Origin of the sequence: Rhizobium sp. L9, from assembly GCF_002531885.1 — a bacterium.
Classification (GTDB): domain Bacteria; phylum Pseudomonadota; class Alphaproteobacteria; order Rhizobiales; family Rhizobiaceae; genus Rhizobium.
In genome coordinates this window covers 75,591-95,588 of the sequence record NZ_NWSZ01000018.1, presented here as the reverse complement: position 1 = coordinate 95,588, position 19,998 = coordinate 75,591, and the positions used below count along the sequence as shown (strand labels likewise).

21 protein-coding genes are annotated in these 19,998 nt (G+C 62.9%); 6 read left to right on the top strand and 15 right to left on the bottom strand.

The window, feature by feature from the left end; all coding sequences use genetic code 11:
• Nucleotide 1: 1 nt before the first annotated feature.
• From CO660_RS18890 to CO660_RS18840, 11 genes are all read right to left on the bottom strand, one after another.
• Nucleotides 2–1,567: a putative PEP-binding protein gene (locus CO660_RS18890; RefSeq protein WP_097600012.1), complete on the bottom strand. Its 1,566-nt coding sequence runs from the start codon at nt 1,565–1,567 to the stop codon at nt 2–4.
• A complete protein-coding gene (locus CO660_RS18885; RefSeq protein WP_097600011.1) occupies nt 1,551–1,895 on the bottom strand; it encodes an HPr family phosphocarrier protein in 345 nt (114 codons plus the stop codon). The genes CO660_RS18890 and CO660_RS18885 overlap by 17 nt, the downstream gene beginning before the upstream one ends.
• Entirely contained in the window at nt 1,895–2,293 is a 399-nt protein-coding gene (gene dhaM / locus CO660_RS18880; protein ID WP_037175071.1) for a dihydroxyacetone kinase phosphoryl donor subunit DhaM, read from the bottom strand. Before dhaM ends, CO660_RS18885 begins: the two co-directional genes overlap by 1 nt.
• A gap of 14 nt (nt 2,294–2,307) precedes the next feature.
• Nucleotides 2,308–2,922 (bottom strand): dihydroxyacetone kinase subunit DhaL, encoded by a 615-nt coding sequence (dhaL, locus tag CO660_RS18875; protein WP_097600010.1) that lies wholly within the window; start codon nt 2,920–2,922, stop codon nt 2,308–2,310.
• Nucleotides 2,923–2,974: 52 nt separating this feature from the next.
• Entirely contained in the window at nt 2,975–4,615 is a 1,641-nt protein-coding gene (locus CO660_RS18870; protein ID WP_097600009.1) for a dihydroxyacetone kinase subunit DhaK, read from the bottom strand.
• Between the two features lie 51 nt (nt 4,616–4,666).
• On the bottom strand, nt 4,667–5,674 hold the full coding sequence (locus CO660_RS18865; RefSeq protein WP_097600008.1) for an ABC transporter ATP-binding protein: 1,008 nt from the start codon (nt 5,672–5,674) through the stop codon (nt 4,667–4,669).
• Complete coding sequence (locus CO660_RS18860; RefSeq protein WP_097600007.1) at nt 5,667–6,764, bottom strand: ABC transporter ATP-binding protein; 1,098 nt, start codon at nt 6,762–6,764, stop codon at nt 5,667–5,669. Before CO660_RS18860 ends, CO660_RS18865 begins: the two co-directional genes overlap by 8 nt.
• A 3-nt stretch (nt 6,765–6,767) precedes the next feature.
• On the bottom strand, nt 6,768–6,986 hold the full coding sequence (locus tag CO660_RS18855) for a hypothetical protein (RefSeq protein ID WP_085778512.1): 219 nt from the start codon (nt 6,984–6,986) through the stop codon (nt 6,768–6,770).
• Nucleotides 6,983–7,936 (bottom strand): carbohydrate ABC transporter permease, encoded by a 954-nt coding sequence (locus CO660_RS18850; protein ID WP_097600006.1) that lies wholly within the window; start codon nt 7,934–7,936, stop codon nt 6,983–6,985. Before CO660_RS18850 ends, CO660_RS18855 begins: the two co-directional genes overlap by 4 nt.
• Nucleotides 7,933–8,901, bottom strand: a complete 969-nt coding sequence (locus CO660_RS18845) for a sugar ABC transporter permease (protein WP_097600092.1) — start codon at nt 8,899–8,901, stop codon at nt 7,933–7,935. Before CO660_RS18845 ends, CO660_RS18850 begins: the two co-directional genes overlap by 4 nt.
• A gap of 116 nt (nt 8,902–9,017) precedes the next feature.
• Nucleotides 9,018–10,343, bottom strand: a complete 1,326-nt coding sequence (locus CO660_RS18840; protein ID WP_097600005.1) for an ABC transporter substrate-binding protein — start codon at nt 10,341–10,343, stop codon at nt 9,018–9,020.
• 523 nt (nt 10,344–10,866) lie between these two features.
• Between CO660_RS18840 and CO660_RS18835 the strand changes: the two genes are divergently transcribed.
• The 5 genes from CO660_RS18835 (at nt 10,867) to CO660_RS18815 (ending at nt 17,371) form a co-directional block, all read left to right on the top strand.
• Nucleotides 10,867–12,312, top strand: a complete 1,446-nt coding sequence (locus CO660_RS18835; RefSeq protein WP_097600004.1) for an MFS transporter — start codon at nt 10,867–10,869, stop codon at nt 12,310–12,312.
• A 130-nt stretch (nt 12,313–12,442) separates the two neighbouring features.
• Nucleotides 12,443–13,507: a histidine kinase dimerization/phosphoacceptor domain -containing protein gene (locus tag CO660_RS18830; protein ID WP_097600003.1), complete on the top strand. Its 1,065-nt coding sequence runs from the start codon at nt 12,443–12,445 to the stop codon at nt 13,505–13,507.
• Nucleotides 13,508–13,778: 271 nt separating this feature from the next.
• Nucleotides 13,779–14,330 carry a DUF924 family protein gene (locus CO660_RS18825; protein WP_097600002.1) on the top strand — a complete coding sequence of 184 codons (552 nt, stop codon included), beginning with the start codon at nt 13,779–13,781 and terminating at the stop codon, nt 14,328–14,330.
• A 136-nt stretch (nt 14,331–14,466) separates the two neighbouring features.
• The gene (locus tag CO660_RS18820) at nt 14,467–16,992 is read left to right on the top strand and encodes a mechanosensitive ion channel family protein (protein ID WP_097600091.1); all 2,526 of its coding nucleotides are present in this window, start codon (nt 14,467–14,469) and stop codon (nt 16,990–16,992) included.
• Between the two features lie 112 nt (nt 16,993–17,104).
• Nucleotides 17,105–17,371 carry a hypothetical protein gene (locus tag CO660_RS18815; protein WP_097600090.1) on the top strand — a complete coding sequence of 89 codons (267 nt, stop codon included), beginning with the start codon at nt 17,105–17,107 and terminating at the stop codon, nt 17,369–17,371.
• Between the two features lie 27 nt (nt 17,372–17,398).
• On the opposite strand, the gene arsC is transcribed toward CO660_RS18815, so the two are convergent.
• From arsC to CO660_RS18795, 4 genes are read right to left on the bottom strand one after another with little or no spacing between them, the layout of a single operon-like run.
• On the bottom strand, nt 17,399–17,818 hold the full coding sequence (gene arsC, locus CO660_RS18810; RefSeq protein WP_097600001.1) for an arsenate reductase (glutaredoxin): 420 nt from the start codon (nt 17,816–17,818) through the stop codon (nt 17,399–17,401).
• Nucleotides 17,815–18,516: an MIP/aquaporin family protein gene (locus CO660_RS18805; protein WP_097600000.1), complete on the bottom strand. Its 702-nt coding sequence runs from the start codon at nt 18,514–18,516 to the stop codon at nt 17,815–17,817. The genes arsC and CO660_RS18805 overlap by 4 nt, the downstream gene beginning before the upstream one ends.
• Nucleotides 18,516–19,046, bottom strand: coding sequence for an arsenate reductase ArsC (locus CO660_RS18800; protein WP_097599999.1), 531 nt, complete (start codon nt 19,044–19,046; stop codon nt 18,516–18,518). Before CO660_RS18800 ends, CO660_RS18805 begins: the two co-directional genes overlap by 1 nt.
• Nucleotides 19,043–19,399: a metalloregulator ArsR/SmtB family transcription factor gene (locus tag CO660_RS18795; protein WP_085778501.1), complete on the bottom strand. Its 357-nt coding sequence runs from the start codon at nt 19,397–19,399 to the stop codon at nt 19,043–19,045. The genes CO660_RS18800 and CO660_RS18795 overlap by 4 nt, the downstream gene beginning before the upstream one ends.
• Nucleotides 19,400–19,441: 42 nt before the next feature.
• On the opposite strand from CO660_RS18795, the gene CO660_RS18790 reads away from it, so the two are divergent.
• Complete coding sequence (locus CO660_RS18790) at nt 19,442–19,966, top strand: DUF6428 family protein (protein ID WP_097599998.1); 525 nt, start codon at nt 19,442–19,444, stop codon at nt 19,964–19,966.
• Nucleotides 19,967–19,998 lie beyond the last annotated feature (32 nt).

Sequence of the window (19,998 nt, the reverse complement as noted above, 5' to 3'; positions counted from 1 at the left end):
CCTACTCTCCGGCTGCCCTTGTGCCATCGGCGTTGAGGCCGACGATTGCCGATCTTATCGCGGGACGGCGGGCCGGCGCCACGGAAAAATGCCGAAGGCCGGCAGCAAGCAGCCCCGGGAGACAGCGGGGATCGCCGGCCATGTCGCCGCAGATGCTGACGGGCCTGCCGCCGGCAAGCTTTACCGCATGCTCGATCAGCCGCAGCACGGCAGGTCCCGCCTTGCCGGCATCGGCCTCGTCGCCCTCACGGGCGGAGGCTGCGAGATACTGCGTGAGGTCGTTGGTGCCGAAGGAGAAGAAGGCCGCCGATCCGAAAGTGTCGAGCATCAATGCAGCAGATGGCACCTCCACCATCATGCCGATCGGCGGCATCCGGTGCAGCAGGGCGCGGCGGCCGAGCTTTTCTGCCTCTTCACGGAACAGTTCGCGCATCCTGTCGACCTCGTCGGGAAAGGTCACCATCGGCAGCATCACCGAGAGTTTGCCGAAGACGGCGGCGCGCAACAGGGCGCGGGCCTGGACGCGGGCGATTTCCGGCCGGGCAAGCAGCAGCCGGATGCCGCGCAGGCCCGGCTCGAGAGCCGGCAGGTCTTCGAGACCGGCAAGCGGCTTGTCTCCGCCTATATCCAGCATTCTGATGATCACCGGCTTTTCGCCCGCCTGCTCCAGCACGCGGCGATAGATCGCCAGTTGTCGCTCTTCATTGGCGGCATCGGCGATCGAGGTGACTGAAAATTCCGAACGCATCAGGCCGACGCCCGCCGTTGCCGGATCGAGCGCATCGATCTCGGCGGGATCGTTGATGTTGATGGAGATAAGGATCGGTACGCCGTCCGCCGTGAGCAGCTCGCCGCTTTCCGTCTTGATGTCACCGGCCGGCGCGAGCGGCGGGATCAGCATGCCGCCCGCCTTGAGGATGACGGCGCCGGTGTTGCCATCGACGCCGACAGGATCGCCCCCTGCTGCCGAGAAACGGCCTGTGCCGACCACCATCGGCACAGATTTCGCCCGGGCGAGCAAAGCGACATGGCCGGCGGTGCTGCCCGCAAACAAGGCGATACCGCCGCCCTTCGACCAGTCATGAGCGAGGAAGCGGCTCGGCTCCATGTCCTTGCCAACGAAGACCGAGCCGGGCGGGAAATCGGCGACGGGGGTGCCGGCGAGCGCCCCGAGCACACGGTTCTTGATGTCGAGAATGTCGATGGCGCGCGCCCGCATCTGTTCCTCGTCGGCCGCTTCGAGTTCGTCGATATAGGCGTCGAGCGTGGCGACCCAGGCGAAGACGACATTCTCGTCGGCGTGCATGCGGGCACTCGTTGCTTCCGCGATGCTGGGATCGCGGAGCACCTCGATCTGGAAATCGATGATATCGCGGCTTTCGGCATCGGCGCCCTCGGCGAGGCGCTCGAGTTCGCCGATCGAGATATCGATCGCCTTCTCAAGCGCGCCGTAGCCGCCGGCGGTTCCGGGCGCGGAAGCAGCTTTCGGCTCTTCGGCGAGGAAGGCCGGGCCGGACGCGATGCCGGGGGATGCGCTCTTTGCTTTCAGCCTAAGCGGTTCTGCCATGTTTCTTTTCCTCATCGAAATTGCGCTCGATGAGTTCCTTGAGCGCACGGATCGCCTCTTCGGCAAGAATGCCGTCTGCCCGTATTCTGAGGATAGACCCTTTGCGGATTCTGGCACCCATGATCTTGATGATGCTCTTGCCGTTCAGCCAGACGTCGCTGCCGTTGACGGCGACCTCGATCGAACAGGGGAAGGACTTGGCAAGCCGCGTGAAGGTGACGGAGGGGCGCGCATGCAGCCCGACGCCGTGCTTGACTTCCACCTCCGTCTGGCAATTCACGTGCAAAGGATCAGGCTCCTGTTTCTCAATACGCAGTCTGCTCGTCATCAGGGGGACAGTTCCTCGGCTGTGGCGACGACCTTGGCGAGCGACGCGCCCCCTGAGGCTTCGGCGGCGGCGATGACTGCGCCTTCGACGAGCGGGGCGTTGCAGATGGAGACGAGGGCCGACCGAGGAAGGCCCAGCATTTCGATCGCCATCTCGCTGTTGGTCTCGGCACCGCCGAGATCGACGAAGACGGCGACGCCGGCATCGGACCAGGCGGCCTCGATCGCCTTCAGGATACCGCCGGCATCGGTGCCGAGTTCGCCATGGACGTTACCACCAGACCAGGCAAGCGGCACGCAGTCGCCGACCATCTGCCGCACCATGTCGGCGATGCCCCTTGCCACCAGCGGTGAGTGGGAGACGATCACGATACCCACGTTTGCGGTCTTTCCATTCATGCCGGTCCTTTCATTCATTGGGGGCGGCGCTCCCCGAGATAGCGGCAAATCGCCGTGGTCAAGAGCGCGCAGCTCGACGCGCCGGGATCGACATGGCCGATCGAGCGGTCGCCGAGATAGGCGGCGCGTCCGCGCATCGCCTTCATCGCGGCGGTCCTGTCGGCGGAGCGTTCGGCCTTGCGGGCGACGTCACCGAGCGGAGACCGCTTCGCGAGCGCCGCATGGACGGGATAGAGCACGTCGAGCAGCGTCTTGTCGCCGACGTGCGACCGCCCGCGTTTTGCCACGGCGTCGATCGCCTGTTTCAGCACCAGGGAAAAATCGGCCTTGTCCTCACTTTTGCGAAGCTCGCGGCCGATCTCGATCAGCAGCGTGCCATAGAGCGGCCCCGCCGCCCCGCCGACATTCATCACCAGCGTCAGGCCGATCTTTTCCACGGCGTCGGGGAAGGGCAGGCTGGACAGGCTCTCGCCCTCGGCGCTCACCGCCTCGCAGCCACGCCGCATATTGGTTCCGTGATCGCCATCGCCGATGGCGCGATCGAGTGCGCAGAGGTGATCGGCGTTTTCCGCGATCGTCGCGCGGCACACCTCGATCAGTCCCGCCACAAGCACCGGTTCCGCCTGCACTGCCTTCCTCCCTGTCGCCCTCTCTCCCGGGGGGCTTTCGAACTTTACCCGGTCAGGCAAGACTTGCCGCTACGCCGAACGCGCCGGCAACCGCGACCGCGCCGGGATCGGCGACACCCGCCAGATCCCTTTCGCCGACATAGGAGGCGCGTCCGGCTCTCGCCTTCGTCATCGTCTTGGTCGACTCCGCACCTGATGCCGCTGCCCTTGCCGCGGCAGCGATATCGCCTGACGCGAGCGCCTGCAGGGCAGGTGACAGAGCGTCGACCATCGTCCGGTCGCCGACTCCAGCTCCTCCATAGAACGTCATCCTGTCGAGCCCGGCAAGAAGAGCCGCTGATATATCGGCTTTATCGGCCATCGCCTTGGCCGCGGCGGTGAAGAAGATCGACAGCAGCACGCCGCTCGATCCGCCCATGCTGGTGCCGAGGATGTCGCCGAGCGAGGCAAGCGTTGCCGCCGGCTTGTCGAGCGGCAGCGTGTCGAGGCGGGCGAGCACGCTGCGGGCGCCGGCGGCCACCGTCGAGCCGGTATCGCCGTCGCCGACGCGGCCGTCCAGCCGGTTGAGTTCGTTTTCCTGTTCGATCAGGTGCTCGCAGAGTGCCGTGATCAGGCGTCGGTTGCGGCTGTTCTCGCCTGGTGTGGCTGCGCCGTTCAAGTGGCTCGCCGTTCTCGGCGCGACGATGACCTTGATCTCGTGGCGTTCGACGGCCGGCTTCCAGGCATGCGGCTCGACCGCAGCCGTCACCGCCGCTTCGCGCGTCGCATCCAGCCGGATCAGCGACAGCGAGAAGCCGTTCATGTTGAGCGCGGTCATCATCGGCGCCGGGCCGACGATCAGCCTGATGTGGCGGCCAAGCGGCGAGGCCAGCACTGTCTTGGCGATGACGGTCATTTCGAGCGGCGGCACGGCGCCGAGATTGTTGATGAGGAGGGCGTGGTGTGCGCCTTCGCGCAAGGCCGGGCTCAGGCGCGCCGCCATGGTGCCGACGATATCAGCGACCGGCTGCAGCGCGATGCGCTCGGCGCCGGGTTCGCCATGGATGCCGAGGCCGAGTTCGCCTTCATCTGCGCCGAGGCGATCCTCATGCGCCTGTCCAGGCACGCTGCAGGTGGAGAGCGACATGCCGAGCGAGACGATATCGCCGGCGGCAGCCGCGGCATGGGCCGCGACCGTTTTCAGGTCCTCGCCCCTTTCGGCATGATAGCCCGCGATCTTGTGGACGAACAGCGTGCCAGCGACGCCGCGCGGCTGGTTGATGCCGGGGATGGCGATGTCATCGGCGACGATGACCATTTCGACATCGAAGCCCTCGGCGCGCGCCTTTTCGGCGGCAAGGCCGAAATTCAGTCGGTCGCCGGTATAGTTCTTGACGATCAGCAGGGCGCCTTTCGGGCCGGTCACGGCGCGGATCGCCGTCAGCACCGCATCGACGCTCGGCGAGGCGAAGATCTCGCCGGAGACGGCCGCCGTCAGCATGCCCTTACCGACGAAGCCGGCATGGGAGGGTTCATGGCCGGCGCCGCCGCCCGAGATGATTGCGACCCCGGACTTGTCCCAGTCCGCACGCAGGATCACCTTGATGTCGGGAAAGCTGTCGAGACGGGCGAGACGGCCGCTGCTCGTCGTCAGAAGCAGGCCGTCCAGAGCTTCGGTGACGATGGTTTCCCTGCGGTTGAAGAAGTGTTTCATCGATTGAGACCCGTCCGTTTGTTTTCATGCCATCATCATTTTGTTTGCCGGTCACGACAGGCGCTGTCCAGCCGCATCGAAATAAAGCGGATCGCGCAGCGTCAGGCTGATGCGGTCGCCCGGCGCGATCGCCAGATATGGATCCGCGAGTGTGACGAGTTTGTGATTGCCCGCCCGGATATGCAGATGGTTCTGGTCGCCGAGATGCTCGATCCAGTCGACCTCGGCATTGGCATCCTTGCCAACGACGATATCGAGATGTTCGGTGCGGGCGCCGACGGTTTTTGTGCCGGAGGGCGGACGGCCGCCCGGCAGCAGGTCCGCCGGCAGAAGGTTGATGTGCGGCTGGCCGAGGCGGGCGGCGACATGCAGGTTGGCGGGATTGCCGTAGATTTCCCGAGGCGTTCCCACCTGCAGCAGCCGGCCCTCGGCGACGATGCCGATGCGATCGGCCATGGTCATGGCTTCCACCTGGTCGTGGGTGACATAGAGCAGCGTCGAACCGAGCTCCTTCTGGATGCGCTTCAGCTCCAGGCGCAGTTCGGCGCGCAGCTTGGCGTCGAGCGAGGACAGCGGTTCGTCCATTAGATAGATCGCCGGTCGGCGCACCAGCGCCCGGCCAATCGCGACGCGCTGCATCTCGCCGCCGGAGAGCCTGGTCGAGCGGTTTTCGAGCTTGTGGTCGATGCGGACCATGCGCGCGACCTCGCGCACGCGCCGGTCGATCTCCTCCGCACTCAGCTTGCGCACCGGCGCCTTCAGCGGGAAGGCGAGGTTCTCGTAAACCGTCATGTGCGGATAGAGCGAATATTGCTGGAAGACGAAGGCGACGTCGCGCCCGGCCGGCGCTTCGGCCGCAACGTTGCGGCCGCCGATCTCGATGCGGCCGCTGTCGGGTCTTTCAAGGCCGGCGATCAGCCTGAGCGTCGTGGTCTTGCCGGCGCCTGTGGGACCGAGCAGCACGACGAATTCGCCGTCGCGGATAAAGAGATCGAGCTCATCAAGAGCCAGGGTGTCGCCGAAGCGCTTGCTGAGATTTCTGAGGACGACATCAGCCATGCCGGGTCTCCTGATAGAGCTGGGATGGCACCGCGCGGCCCGAGACGCAGTCGAAGAGCGCGAGGTTCGCCGGGTTAAATTCAAGGCCGACGGTCTCGCCGATCCGGAAGCTGCGGTTGGCGGGAACGCGGGCCTTGATCAGGCCGCCCGGGGTTTCCACTGCTACAACCTGATTGGTGCCGAGATATTCGCTGCCGTAGACGGCGCCGCGAAGGGGCGAGGCGTCGCTGAAGCGGATATGCTCCGGCCTGACACCGAGCGCCAGTTCACTTTCGGCCATGTCCTGATGGATCTCGGGAACGGCAACATTGACACCGTCGAGCAGGATGGATCTGTCGCCGCTCTTCAGTCCGGAGGTGAAGCGCATGAAGTTCATCGGCGGTGAGCCGATGAAGTCGGCGACATACATGGTCGCCGGCTTGGCATAGATCTCCTGCGGCGTGCCGAACTGCTCGATGACGCCGTGGTTCATCACGGCGATCTTGTCGGCCATCGCCATCGCCTCGTGCTGGTCGTGGGTCACATAGACGGTGGTGGCATGGATGCGGTTGTGAAGCTCGCGGAGCTCGTGGACCATGATCTCGCGGAACTCGGCATCAAGCGTGCCGAGCGGCTCGTCCATCAGGAAACATTTCGGGCGGCGGACGATGGCGCGGCCGAGCGCCACGCGCTGCCGATCGCCGCCGGCAAGGCCCGAGACCGAGCGGTCGAGAATATGGTCGATCTGCAGCAGGCGGGCGGTCTCTTCGACGCGCTGACGGATCTCGGCCTTCGGCATGCCCTGCGACAGCAGCGGGAAGCCGATGTTTTTGCGCACATTCATATGCGGGTAGAGCGCAAAGAGCTGGAAGACGAAGGCGATGTCCCGGGCGCTGGCGCGGTTGAAGGTGACGTCCTCGCCGTCGAGATGAATCTTGCCGCTCGAGGGCAACTCGAGGCCGGCGATCATGCGAAGCGTCGTCGTCTTGCCGCAGCCGGAAGGCCCGAGCAGCGCCAGGAACTCGCCGTCATGGACGCTGAAGGTCGAATTCTCAACGGCGACGAAGTTGCCGAATTCTTTGCGGAGATTTTCGATCCGGATGTCCGCCATGGTTTACTCCGGGAATTTCGAGACGATGATGAACATGACGGTGCCGATCAGCAGGGTCACCAGCGAATAGGTGTAGAGCACCAGCAGGAAGGGCTGGAACAGCATCAGGAAGCCGAGCCCGATCAGCACGGTGGCGATATTCTCCATCGGACCGCGGCGCAGCAAGAATGGCCGTTTCGGGCGGGCAGGGGTGCGGGTGCGTGTCTCGATCAGGTGGCTCATTTGCGGACGGCTCCGAAGGTGATGCCGCGCAGCAGCTGCTTGCGCAGGAGAATAGTGAAGACGAGGATCGGGATCAGGAAGATCGTCGTGCCGGCGGCGACCGCCGGCCAGTCCTGCCCGCCTTCGCCGATGATCGTCGGGATGAAAGGCGGCGCGGTCTGGGCCTCGCCCGAGGTGAGAAGGGCGGCGAAGGCATATTCGTTCCAGGCGAAGATCAGGCAGAAGATCGCAGTCGCGGCAATGCCAGTGGTCGCCTGCGGCAGCACGACCTTGCGGAAGGCTTGCAGCCTCGTATAGCCGTCGATCATCGCCGCCTCCTCGTATTCGCGCGGGATCTCGTCGATGAAGCCCTTGAGCAGCCAGACGGCGAGCGAGACGTTGACGGCGGTATAGAGCAGGATCATGCCGAGCGCCGTGTCCGACAGGCCGAGCTCGCGATACATCAGGTAGATCGGGATGGCGACGGCGATCGGCGGCATCATGCGCGTCGACAGGATGAAGAACAGCAGGTCGTCGGCGAGCGGCACCCTGAAGCGGGAGAAGCCGTAGGCGGCGAGCGTCCCGAGGAAGACCGCCAGGAAGGTGGAGCCGAAGGCGATGACAAGCGAGTTGACGAAGCGCGGCAGGAAGTTTGACGGGCCTGCGATCACCATGTTGCGCTTGCGCGTCACCTCATCGCAGGTGCCGACCGGCGCCGGCAGCGAGGCGATGTAATCAGGTGTCTGCCGCGTGCGCGTGGTGAAGAGATTGCAATAGCCTTCGAGCGACGGCGTGAAAACGATCTTCGGGGGATAGCTGATCGAATCCGGCGGCGATTTGACGCTGGTCAGGAAGATCCAGACGAGCGGGATGAGGGTGATCAGCGCATAGAGGACGACGATCGTGCCGGCGATGCGCTTGCTGCTGAGGCTCGGCTCGACGACCGAATGGGCGGAGTTGGCGGCGCTCATCTTTGCTTCACCTTGTTCAATGCCTTGACGTAGATGTTGGCGAGGCCGAACACCGCGACGAAGAGGACGATGGCGAAGGCCGAGGCCCGGCCGGTCGCCCAGCTTTCGAAGGCGGCGCGTTTCAGCGTTATCGAGGCGACCTCGGTGACCGAGCCCGGTCCGCCGCCGGTCAGCAGCGTCACCATGTCGAACATCTTGAAATTCTCGATGCCGCGGAAAAGCACCGCGAGCATGATGAAGGGCAGGGCCATGGGCACGGTGATCGACCAGAACTGACGCCAGGGCGATGCACGATCGACCTCGGCCGCCTCGTAGATATAGTCGGGGATCGAGCGCAGTCCGGCGAGGCAGATCAGCATCACGTAAGGCGTCCACATCCAGGTATCGACGATGATGATCGCCCAGGGCGCCAGAGAGACATTGCCGAGCATCTGGATATCGGATGTCGGAATGCCCGACACCAGCGAGACGGCATAGGCGAAGAGGCCGATCTGCGGCTCGTAGAGAAAGCGCCAGAAGTTGCCGACCACGGCGGGCGACAGCATCATCGGAATCAGGATAATCGTCGTCCAGAAGGCATGGCCGCGAAACTTGCGGTCGATCAGGTAGGCGAGCGAAAAACCGATCACCGTCTGCAGCAGGATCGTCCAGAAGACGAAATGGGCGGTGGTCTGCATCGCCTGCCATATATCGGGATCGTTGAGAACGCGTTCGTAATTTCCAAGGCCGACGCCCAGGACCGGCGCATTCGGCCGGTTGGCGCGGTAATTGGTAAAGGAGAGATAGACCGCCCAGATGAGCGGGAAGATGTTGATCGCCAGGAGCAGGGTGATGGCAGGCGCGATGAACAGCCAGACGATCGCCCTGTCGGAGAGGCCGCGGACGCGCCGGGCAAACGAGGCGGGCGTTGCCCTTGCTGTCGCGTCGGCGGCTTTCTCGACGATGGAGGGATGGGAAATGGTCAAGTTTTCACCCGGTCTTTTCGGATATGAAAGATCCGGCGGCCCGGCTCGTCTGCCGATCCGGGCCGCCATCCTGGTGAGGATGGCGCGCAGAGGGATGCCACCAGTCCCGTCAGGCACTAGATTTTGCCGTCGTCCTTGAAGACGTCGCTCCAGTCTTTCACCAGGCCGTCGAGCGCTTCCTTGGCAGTGCCGTTGCCGGCGACGACGTAGTTATGGACGCGCTTCTGCATGGCCTGCAGCAGCGAGGCGTAGCTTGGCTCGGCCCAGAAGTCCTTGACGATCGCCATCGAGTCCAGGAAAGCCTGGGCATAGGGCTGGCTCTTGGCGAACTCAGGCGCGTTGACGACGGAATTCAGGCACGAGAAGCCGCCGAGTTCCCACCATTTGGCCTGCACCTCAGGCTGTGCGAACCATTTGATGTATTGCAGGGCGGCGTCGCGCTTGTCGGAATAGGAAACCACCGAGATCCCCTGACCGCCGAGCTGGGCGAAATGCGCCTTCTCCGCCGGATTGGGGAAGAAGCCGATCCTGTCGCCGCCGACCTTCTCGTCCTTGTAGAGGCCGGGCCAGGTGAAGGCGAAGTTCATCTGCATGGCGACCTGGCCGGATTTGAAGGCGTCGGCGGATTCGACCATATAGACGTTGGAGCTGCCGGGCGGCGTGCAGCAGTCATAGAGCGACTTGTAGAATTCGAGGCCCTTGACCGCATCGTCCGAGTTGACGAAGCCTTCCATCTCGTAGGGCTTCTTCGGGTTGTCGTATTGGAAACCCCAGTCGTAAAGGACGTTGGTGACGCCCATGGTGATGCCTTCGGACCCGCGTTCGGTATAGATCGAGGCTCCATAGACGGTCTTGCCGTCGATCTCGCGCTTCTGGAAGAACTCGGCGATCTGCTTCAGCTCATCATAGGTCTTCGGAGCTGCGAGATCGTGGCCGTATTTCGCCTTGAATTCCTTCTGGAGTTCCGGCTTTTCGAACCAGTCCTTGCGGTAGGTCCAGCCGACGACGTCGCCCATGGCGGGCAACGCCCAATAGTTCGGCGTGTTCTTCGGCCATTCCGAGTAGCCGACGACCGTCGCCGGCACGAAGTCATCCATCTTGATGCCTTCCTTGTCGAAGAAGTCGTTCAGCTTGACGTAATGGCCGTTCTCGGCCGAGCCGCCGATCCACTGGCTGTCGCCGATGATGAGGTCACAGAGTTTGCCGTGAGAATTCAGCTCGTTAAGGAAGCGATCGGCGTAGCTCGTCCAGGGAACGAACTCGAACTTCATCTGCGTGCCTGTCTTGGCGGTGAAGTCCTTCGAGAGCTCAACGAGTGCATTGGCAGGGTCCCAAGCGGCCCAGCACAGCGTAAGTTCATCGGCTTTGGCGAGATTGGGCAATGCCGACGACATTACGAGCGCCGTGGCCAGCCCCAAAAGGGCTTTCGATGTTTTCTGCATAAGTTCCTCCCAGAACCAAGACCGGCTCCCCACCGGCGTCGCATGTTCACCCGTTTCAGAGAATGCTCACATGAACTCCTCAATCATCATGTTTAGCAATGTGTTTAGTGATATCGCATTTTATAAACATTGCAAGTGATATTAGTTACTGCGGCGCACAGGTGCTGCCGGCCGGGTTTCGACCGATCTCCTGGCAACTCGTGAAAATTTCCCGTGCAGGCGTACCGATACGACGAAATCCGGCCTCGCCGGCGGATGGACCGCAGGGTATGGACCTCGACGCCGCTCCTGTTTCCCGGGAGCGGTTCAAACTTGGCCTCGCCTCCAGGTGAGGCCTTCTTCTTTTGTCCATGCCGGCCGTCTCGGGAAATTCCGGTGCAGTGCGAGATTTAGCCTTTCGGGCCTGATGCAACAGGCGTATTCAGCCAGTGCGTGGTTCAACCGCGCTCCCCTCGCGGCAGATCTCCGATCGGCTTCCTCCCGCTTCCCTGCCGCGTCATCCGGAATTTTCATTGGCGGATCCATGACCACGGCAGAGACGAGCGAGCAGGGACAAGAGGCGGCAAACGGCCGCCAGGCGAAGATCGTGGCTCTGGTCGTTGCCGTTTCCTTCTTCATGCAGATCCTTGACGGCACGATCGTCGCCACCTCGCTGCCGCAGATGGCGGCAAGCTTCGGCGTGCAGCCGGTGTCGATGAGCATCGGCATCACCGTCTACATGCTGACGATGGCGGCCTTCATTCCGCTGTCGGGCTGGCTCGGCGATCGTTTCGGCGCGCGCCGCGTCTTCCTGGTGTCGATCGGCGTCTTCACCGGCGCCTCGCTGTTCTGCGGGCTCTCCGGCAGCCTCACAGAATTCGTGCTGTGGCGGGCGCTGCAGGGGGCAGGGAGCGCGCTGATGACGCCGGTCGGGCGCATCATCGTGCTGAAGAATGCCCGCAAATCCGAACTCGTCCAGGCGATTGCGCTCATCACTTGGCCGGCGCTGACGGCGCCCGTGGTCGGCCCTGTGCTCGGGGGCTTCATCACCACCTATGCCAGCTGGCACTGGAACTTCCTGATCAATATTCCGATCGGCATCGTCGGCATGGGACTGGTGCTGCGCTTCGTGCCCGAACAGCGGGAGGCCGATCCCGGCCGGCTGGATATTCTCGGCTTTGTCCTGAGCGCTGCCGGATTGACCCTGCTGCTCGCGGCCTTGGAGCTTTCGGTCAAATGGGAAGGCGGGATTTGGCCGGTCATCTCCATGCTGGCGGCCGGCGTCGTATTATCGGTTATGGCGACGCGGCATTTCCTTGCCGTCGACAATCCGCTGCTCGATCTTTCGGCTTTCCGCGTCCAGACCTTTTCCATGTCGACGCTCTCGGCGGGCACGGCTTGCCGAACGGCCATCAATGCGACGCCTTTCCTGCTGCCTCTCTTGTTCCAGCTCGGCTTCGGACTGAGCTCGATTGCCGCCGGCGCCTATCTGCTCGTGTATTTTCTCGGCAATTTCAGCATGAAGGCGGTGACGACACCGCTCTTGCGCTTCTTTGGCTTCCGCACCGTTCTCGGGCTCAATGGACTGATTGCCGCGCTTTCGATCGTTGCTTGCGGTTTCCTGACGCCGGAGACGCCGCCGTTTTTCATCCATGCGCTGCTCTTTCTCGCCGGCCTGTCGCGGTCGATGGAATTCACGGCGCTGAACACGCTCGCCTTTGCCGATATCGGCCCGGCGCAGCGAAGCTCGGCCTCGACGCTGTCGAGCATGCTGCAGCAGATGTCGATGCTGCTCGGCGTTGCGGTGGCAGCCGCCGTGCTCAATATTTCCTCTGCTCTCAGAGGTGCTGACAATCCCGTCATGGCCGATTTCCGATGGGCCTTCGTCGTGGTCGGCGCAATCGGCATCGTCTCGTCGCTGCGCTTTCTGCAATTGCCGAAGGAGGCGGGCGCCGAAGTTTCCGGCCATCGGAAATTCCAGAAGCGCTAACGTCGCCTGCGACAAGAGCGAGCGATGAGCGATGTTTACCTCAGGCGGTCAATGCAATACGACAGTGCTCATGCCGACGACTCGGACGCTTGCGGGCGGTCGTTGCTTAGAGAGAACGCCGGGAGACGGAATGAGCAATTCTAGCGGCGATGCGGATGCCCTGATCCTCATCCTCTATATCGACGACGACGAGGGGCTCGCGCTCCTGATGCAGAAAAACCTTGCGCGCTGCGGCTTTTCGGTCGAGTGGGCGCAGAGTGGTGCTGCCGGCCTGGCGCGGATCGCCGAAGGCGGCATCGATGCGGTCGTGCTCGATCATCTCCTGAGCGGCGAGACCGGACTCGACATTCTGCCCTGCATCACGTCCGTGCCGGATCATCCGCCGGTCATCTATGCAACGGGGTCGGACGACACCAGCATTGCGGTCGCGGCGCTGAAGGCGGGTGCCGATGACTACATGCTGAAGGGGATTTCGGCCGATTATTTCGACCTGCTCGCCGCCGCCCTCGAACAGGCGCTGGAGCGGGCCCGCTTCCGCCGCGAGACGGCGCAGGCGCAGGAGGTGATCCGCCAGCAGCGCGACCACGCCGAAATGCTGCTTGCCGAAGTCAACCACCGCATCGCCAACAGCCTCGGCCTCGTCGGCGCGCTGATCCGCATGCAATCCTCGATGACCCAGGACCAGGTGGCGATCGATGCGCTGCACGAGACGCAGATGCGCATCAACGCGATCGCGAGCGTCCACCGCCGGCTCTACACCAACCGGCAGGTCGGCTCGGTGCAGGTCGATGAATATCTGGACAGCCTGCTGACCGAGCTTGAAGCTTCGATGCGCGACGACAAGCGGCCGCACCGTATCGTGCTGACCGCAAAACCGGTCAACCTGGCGACCGACAAGGTGATCACGCTCGGGTTGATCGTCAGTGAACTCGTCACCAATGCTTTCAAATATGCCTATCCCGACGGCGTCTCAGGCGAGATCCGCGTTGTTGTCGATCAGATCGACGGCGAATTGCGCCTGATCGTCGAAGATGACGGAGCGGGGTTTGCTCCAGAGAACTCGGCGAGGGGAACGGGCCTCGGCACACGGATTTTGACGGCGATGGCCGCGAGCTTGAAATCGGATTTCGCTTACGATCCCGGGCATGATGGGACGAGGGCGATGCTGGTGTTTTCGTTGCATGAGGAGAAGTAGGTAGAGGTGGAAGGTCACGATGAAGGGTGTGTGCCTGCGGCCCTCTCATCTGGCTGCCGGCACCGACGACCGGGGTCGAGCCAAGGGTCTCGACCCGTCCTTCGGCCCCCCTCTGGGGAGAAGAGATTGGCGGCAACGTCTCGACTCCCTCTTCTCCCCAACGGGGAAGGTGCCTGTAGGGCGGATGAGGGTGCCGCAGGCACACCTTGTCCTATTTTTACTAGAGCTTGCCGGCATAACGTCATCGAACCTAACGCGGCGGGAGGAAAGCATGACAACGATCCGCACACCTCGCGAAGTCTACGATTTCTGGTTCGTTCGATGTGGCCGCGACCTATGGTTTCGCCCCCCGCGGGAACTCGATGTCGAGATCCGGGATGTTTTCCGCGATACGCATCTGGCGCTTGCCGCGGGCGTCGGCGATGAATGGCGGGCCGATCCGGTGAGCCGGCTGGCGGCCGTCATCGTGCTCGATCAGTTTCCCCGCAACATCTATCGCGGCACGGGGCTTGCCGTTGCTACCGACGGGCTCGCCCTTCGGGAAGCCAAGCTTGCGCTTGCGGCCGGTGCCGACCAAGCGGTTGAACATGCTTGCCGGACCTTCTTCTACCTGCCCTTCGAACACGCCGAGAACCTCGACGAGCAGGACCGTTCGGTGGCCCTGTTCACCGCGCTCGGTGACGAGGAATATCTCGATTATGCGATCCGTCACCGCGAGGTAATCGCCGCCTACGGGCGCTTTCCTCACCGCAATGCCATGCTCGGGCGGGAATCGACGGCAGCAGAACTCGACTATCTCTCCAAGCCCGATTCAGGGTTCTGAGCTGTTTGGACGAATGAGCGCGGCATGGACAAGCTCGGTGGGCAGGGCGCTTTAGGCATCTCCCGCCTTTCTGTCGCCTTTCTTTGCGATGAAAAGCGAGCATTCAATTTCGATGACAACCTTTTCGGAGGCTTTTTTGCGGCTGAGATCCATCCTGCTTCGCACCATTCTTCTCGTGACGCTGGCGCCCGCCGGTGCGCATTTCGAGAGCGCAGCAGCCTTCGCGCAGGAACCGCAGCCGCAGGCGGCAGCAGCAGAGGCGCCGCTTGTCGATACACCTTCCGCCCAGGCGGCGAAGGAGATCGAAAAGGCGAAGGTCCAGCTTGGCTCACTTCAGGACAGCGTCAAGGCGAACGCCGATAATGACGATGCGCTGGTCGGTCTTGCGACCAAGGCCGACGAGCTCAGCCGCGCCGTCATCACCATATCGGTCAACCTGAGGCCGCGTTTCGACCAGATCAAGAACCGGCTGGCCGAGATCGGCGAGCCCCCGAAGGATGGGCAGCCTCCCGAGGCGCAGATCGTCACGGACGAGCGGAATGCGCTCGCCGCCGAACGTGCGCAGATCAACGCGGTGACGGGCGATGCGGAAAACCTGTCGATCGCGGTGACGAAGCTCATGAACGAGATCATCGAGATGCGGCGGCAGCTGTTTGCCGATACGCTCTTCAAGCGCACCGAAATCTCGGTCTCCGTCCTCGACGATGCGGCGACTGCCTTCGTGCGGGAGACTGGCGAATTTGCCACGGCGCTGTCGAGCTGGGCCACCTTCGTCTGGAAGTTCAAGCGCTTCCCGCTTTTTGCGGCGATCTTCCTGTCGCTCGCTTCGGCACTCATTCTGCTTTCCGGCAGCTACCGGCTGTTCGGCTCATATCTGCGCCGGGACGAGGCTGTCGAGAACCCGTCCTATATCGGCCGGCTGTCGATCGCCTTCTGGTCGACGCTGATCCGCACCCTGGCGCTCTCGGTGCTGCTCGTCACGTCCTTCTTCTTCCTGAACAGTTTCAACGTGCTGCGGCCGGATATCGCGCCCGTCATCGGCGCACTGTTCGGGACGATCGGGCTGGTCTATTTCGTCGGCCGCTTCGTCAATGCTATCTTCGCGCCGCACGAACCGCGCTGGCGGTTAGTCAAGCTTTCCAACCTAGGCGCGCGCTCAATCGGTTATTGCCTCCTGGCGATGGCAGTCATCAACGGACTCGACTATCTCTTCAGCAGCATCGGCGAAGCGATGGGCTCGCCGCTGGTGCTGACCGTGGTCAGAAGCCTGGTCGCCGCGCTCATCATCGGCATCATCCTGATCGTAGCCTCCTTCGGCAAGCCGATGCTGGCGAGGAACGGTGATCCCGACGCGCCGGGCCGACATTGGCCGCGCGGCATGGCAATCATCCTGCGCGTCGTCGGCACTGCCCTGATCGTTTCAGCGCTCGCAGGTTATGTGGGGCTGGCGCGTTTCGTCGCCACACAGCTCATCATCACCGGCGCAGTCGTTGCCACCATGTATGTCGGTCTGCTCTCCGGCAAGGCGATATCTCGGCAGGAGAGCTTCGGCGATACTTTCTTCGCGCGCTTCCTGACACGTCGTTTCAACCTCGGACCCGTGGCGATTGATCAGGTTGGCCTGCTCGTCGGCCTTGCCATCTATGCGGTGGCGCTGCTCGTCGGCATTCCGCTTATCCTGCTGCTTTGGGGCTTCCATGTGCAGGACCTGCAGCTGATCGCCTACCGGCTGTTCACCGAGGTCAAGCTCGGCGGCATCAGCATTTCGCTGCTCGGCATCTGCACCGGCATCTTGCTGTTTGCCGGCGTCTACCTGCTAACTCGCTGGCTGCAGCGCTGGCTCGACGGCAATGTGATGGCTCGAAGCCATGTCGATCTTGGCGTACGCAATTCGGTGAAGACAGGTATCGGCTATCTCGGCGTCGGCATTGCGGCGATCATCGGCGTCTCCGCCGCCGGCATCGATCTGTCGAGCTTCGCGCTCGTCGCCTCGGCGCTTTCGGTCGGTATCGGCTTCGGCCTGCAGAACATCGTCTCCAACTTCGTGTCAGGCCTGATCCTGCTGGTCGAGCGGCCGTTCAAGGTCGGCGATCACGTCGTCTCCGGCACGGCCGAAGGGATCGTCAAGCGCATTTCGGTGCGCGCTACCGAGATCGAGACTTTCCGCAAGCAGGCGATCATCGTGCCGAATTCGGAACTGATCAACGGCCTCGTCGGCAACTGGACGCACCGCAACAAGATCGGTCGGTCGGAAATCCCGGTTTCCGTCAGCTACGACGCCGATCCGCAAAAGGTCATGGATATTCTCTTAGAGTTGACGGCGAAGATACCGCTCGTCATGCGCAATCCCGAGCCGCATGTCGAATTCCTGCGCTTCGGCCCCTATTCGCTCGATTTCGAGCTTCGCTTCTTCCTCGCCGACATGGGCGACGGCCTGACGGTGCGCAACAATCTCAGGATCGATATCCTCAAGCGCTTCAAGGCGGAAGGCATAGAAATCCCGCTGCCACAGAGCGACCTTACCATCCATCGGGAGGCTGCCTCCGTCCTTCCCCATGCGGTTAAGGAACATGCGGACGGCCATGAGAATTCCGAGAATAGACCAGTGGAGGAAGAAGTGCGGCCGGTGCGCCAGCTGCGCGGGCGCGCAGCGGAGAGCTGAACAGCTTATTCAGCCATCATTCACAGGTCTATGTGCATGATCCCTTCCATCGGGATCGCTGCCGAGGGCAGCACCGATCTTTTGAGGGGAGGGCGCGTTGGCGCCGCCGCACATGATGGCAAGATTTGCCGCCGTTCTGCTTGTCCCGCTGCTTGCCGCGCCCGCGGTCAATGCCGCATCCATCACGAATACCGATCCTGCCGCCGTGGTGCTCGTCATCACCGAGGGTGGACAGCGCGTCGAAGTCGTGGTCGATGCCGGCGCTTCCGAAAGTCTCTGTTCCTCCGGCTGCTTCATGACCACACCCGACGGCGACCGGATCGGGCTCGACGGCGGCGAGATGATCGACATCGTCAAAGGCTCGGCGGTCATCAAGTAGGATTGCGGACCTGTCAGGCTGGACGGCTCAGACGCGCTTGCCGTCCGCATCCAGGACCTTCTCGCCGTCTTCGTTGGTGAAGGCACCCATGTGCGTCTCCGGCAGGATTTCCAGGACCACCTCGGACGGTCGCGATAGGCGCGTGCCGAGCGGCGTGATGACGAAGGGCCGGTTGATCAGGATCGGCTGCGCCAGCATGACGTCGAGAAGCTGGTCATCTGTCAGATCAGGATTGTCGAGGCCGAGTTCCTTATAAGGCGTATCTTTCTCGCGAAGGGCCTGGCGCACGGTGAGACCGGCATCGGCGATCATTCTCGCCAGATCCTCACGCGATGGCGGGTTGTTCACATAGTCGATGATATCAGGCTCGACGCCGGCATTGCGGATCATTGCCAGCGTGTTGCGCGAGGTGCCGCAGCCGGGATTATGGTAGATGGTGACGTTCATAGCTTCGCCTCTGATGGCAGGCTCGATGAGGATGTCTCGGCTGACTGCAGCAGCCAGGTGAACAGAAAAAGAGCGACGGCCGCGCCCAGGATTTCAGCGATCCAGAAACCCGGAAGATCGACCGGGCGAATGCCGGAGAATGTGTCGGTCAGTGAGCGGGCGAACGCAACGGCCGGATTGGCGAATGACGTCGAGGCGGTGAACCAGTAGGCGGCGGTGATGTAAAGACCGACCAGCCATGGCACCGCCTTCTGCTCGAACTTGATGCCGGCGAGAATGACCGCGACCAGGCCGAAGGTCGCCAGACCTTCGGAAAACCACTGCGCGCCGCCGGTCCGGACCTTGCTCGATATTTCCAGAAGGGGGAGCGCAAACATCAGATGAGCGGCGATCGTCCCTGCGATGCCGCCGGCGATCTGCGCGAGCACATAGCCGCCCAGATCACTTCTCGGCAGCGAACGCGACATGGCCAAGACCAGCGAGACGGCCGGATTGAAATGTGCGCCGGAGATCGGTCCAAGGGTGGTAATCAGAACCACCAGGATCGCGCCGGTCGCAAGCGTGTTGCCGAGGAGAGCGAGGCCGATATCGTCAGTCAGCGATGTCGCCATGATGCCGGAGCCGACGACGGTCGCGACAAGCATTGCAGTGCCGAGCGCCTCTGCGACCAGCCGGCGTGATAGATCGAACGGCGCCATCAGCCGTCCCTCGCCGGTTTCGCGGTCGTGCCTTCCATACCGCCGATCTGGCGCAGGTGCTGCTCCAGTGCCAACTTGTCGATCGACGACAGCGGCAGGCTGAGGAAGGCAATGATCCGGTTCTTGAGGAAGCGGGCGGCCTGTGCGAAGGCGCGGGCTTTCTCGACCTCGCTGCCCTCGACGGCGGCCGGATCCTCGACGCCCCAGTGAGCGGTCATCGGATGGCCGATCCAGACAGGGCAGGCTTCGCCGTGGGCGGTGTCGCAGACGGTGAAGATGAAATCCATCTCCGGTGCGTCGGGCTTGGCGAACTCGTCCCAGCTCTTCGAGCGGAAGCAGGTCGAGGGATAACCCAGTGCCGCAAGCTCCTTCAACGCCAGGGGATTGACCTCGCCCTTCGGCTGGCTGCCGGCGGAATAGGCCCTGAATCGGCCCTTGCCTTCGGTCTCGAGGATGGATTCGGCCAGGATTGAGCGGGACGAATTGGCGGTGCAAAGAAAGAGCACGTTGTAAACACGGTCAGCGGTCATTGCAGTTCCTCCTTTATTGCAGACGCACAGCATGTGGCGATGGCGACGGCGGGCGCGCAGATTTGCGTGTTTCCGCCGCAACAGTCCTCCATCAGGAAACGGATCAGGCCGCCGAGCGCTTCGTAGTTGGCGGTGTAGATGATGGAGCGGGATTCCCGCTGCTGGGTTATCAGGCCAGCTCGCTCCAGCTCCTTCAGGTGGAAGGAGACGTTGGACGGCGAAACATCCGCTCTTTCGGCGATGATGCCCGCTGCCAATCCCTCCGGACCCGATACGACAAGCATGCGAATAATATGAAGGCGCGTCTCCTGCGAAAGCGCGCCGAAGGCGGCGAGGGCTTGACGTTGGTCCATATTTTAATAATCCTAGAATAATTGAAACGAGGATTAGCGCAAATGAACGCGATCGACAACTCGAAAGTTCGTGCTGAGGACATCAATCTCGGCCTGTTGCTCACTGCGCTCGCCGGCGACAAGGACGCGCCACTGGTTTTCTATTACGACGGCCGGCCGATGAGGCCGGGCTATCATATCACCGAGGTCAAGGCGGGCCAATTCTCGGGCCTCGATTGCGGCGCCAATCCCGAGGCATGGACTGAGATATTCATCCAGCTGTTAGATATCGAGGAAGGCGACCGCACTCACCTGCCGGCCGGCAAGTTTTACTCCATCATCCGCAAGGTGACGGAGCATGTTCAACTCGACTGTTCAGCCAAATTGACCCTCGAGGTCAGCGACGGCGTGGGGCCGATTCAGCTTTATTGCGCGGCGATGCCGGTATCGCGGGCCGGCGCAGTGCATGTCGAGTTGTCGCCGCGGCCGGCAAGCTGTAAGCCCCGCGACCGCTGGCTGGCGGAAGAAAACAAGAGAGCGGCGGCTTGCTGCGGACCGGCAGCGGCAGGGAGCGGCTGCTGTGCATAGAATGCATGAGACTTCGCGCGGGCGATGTGAAG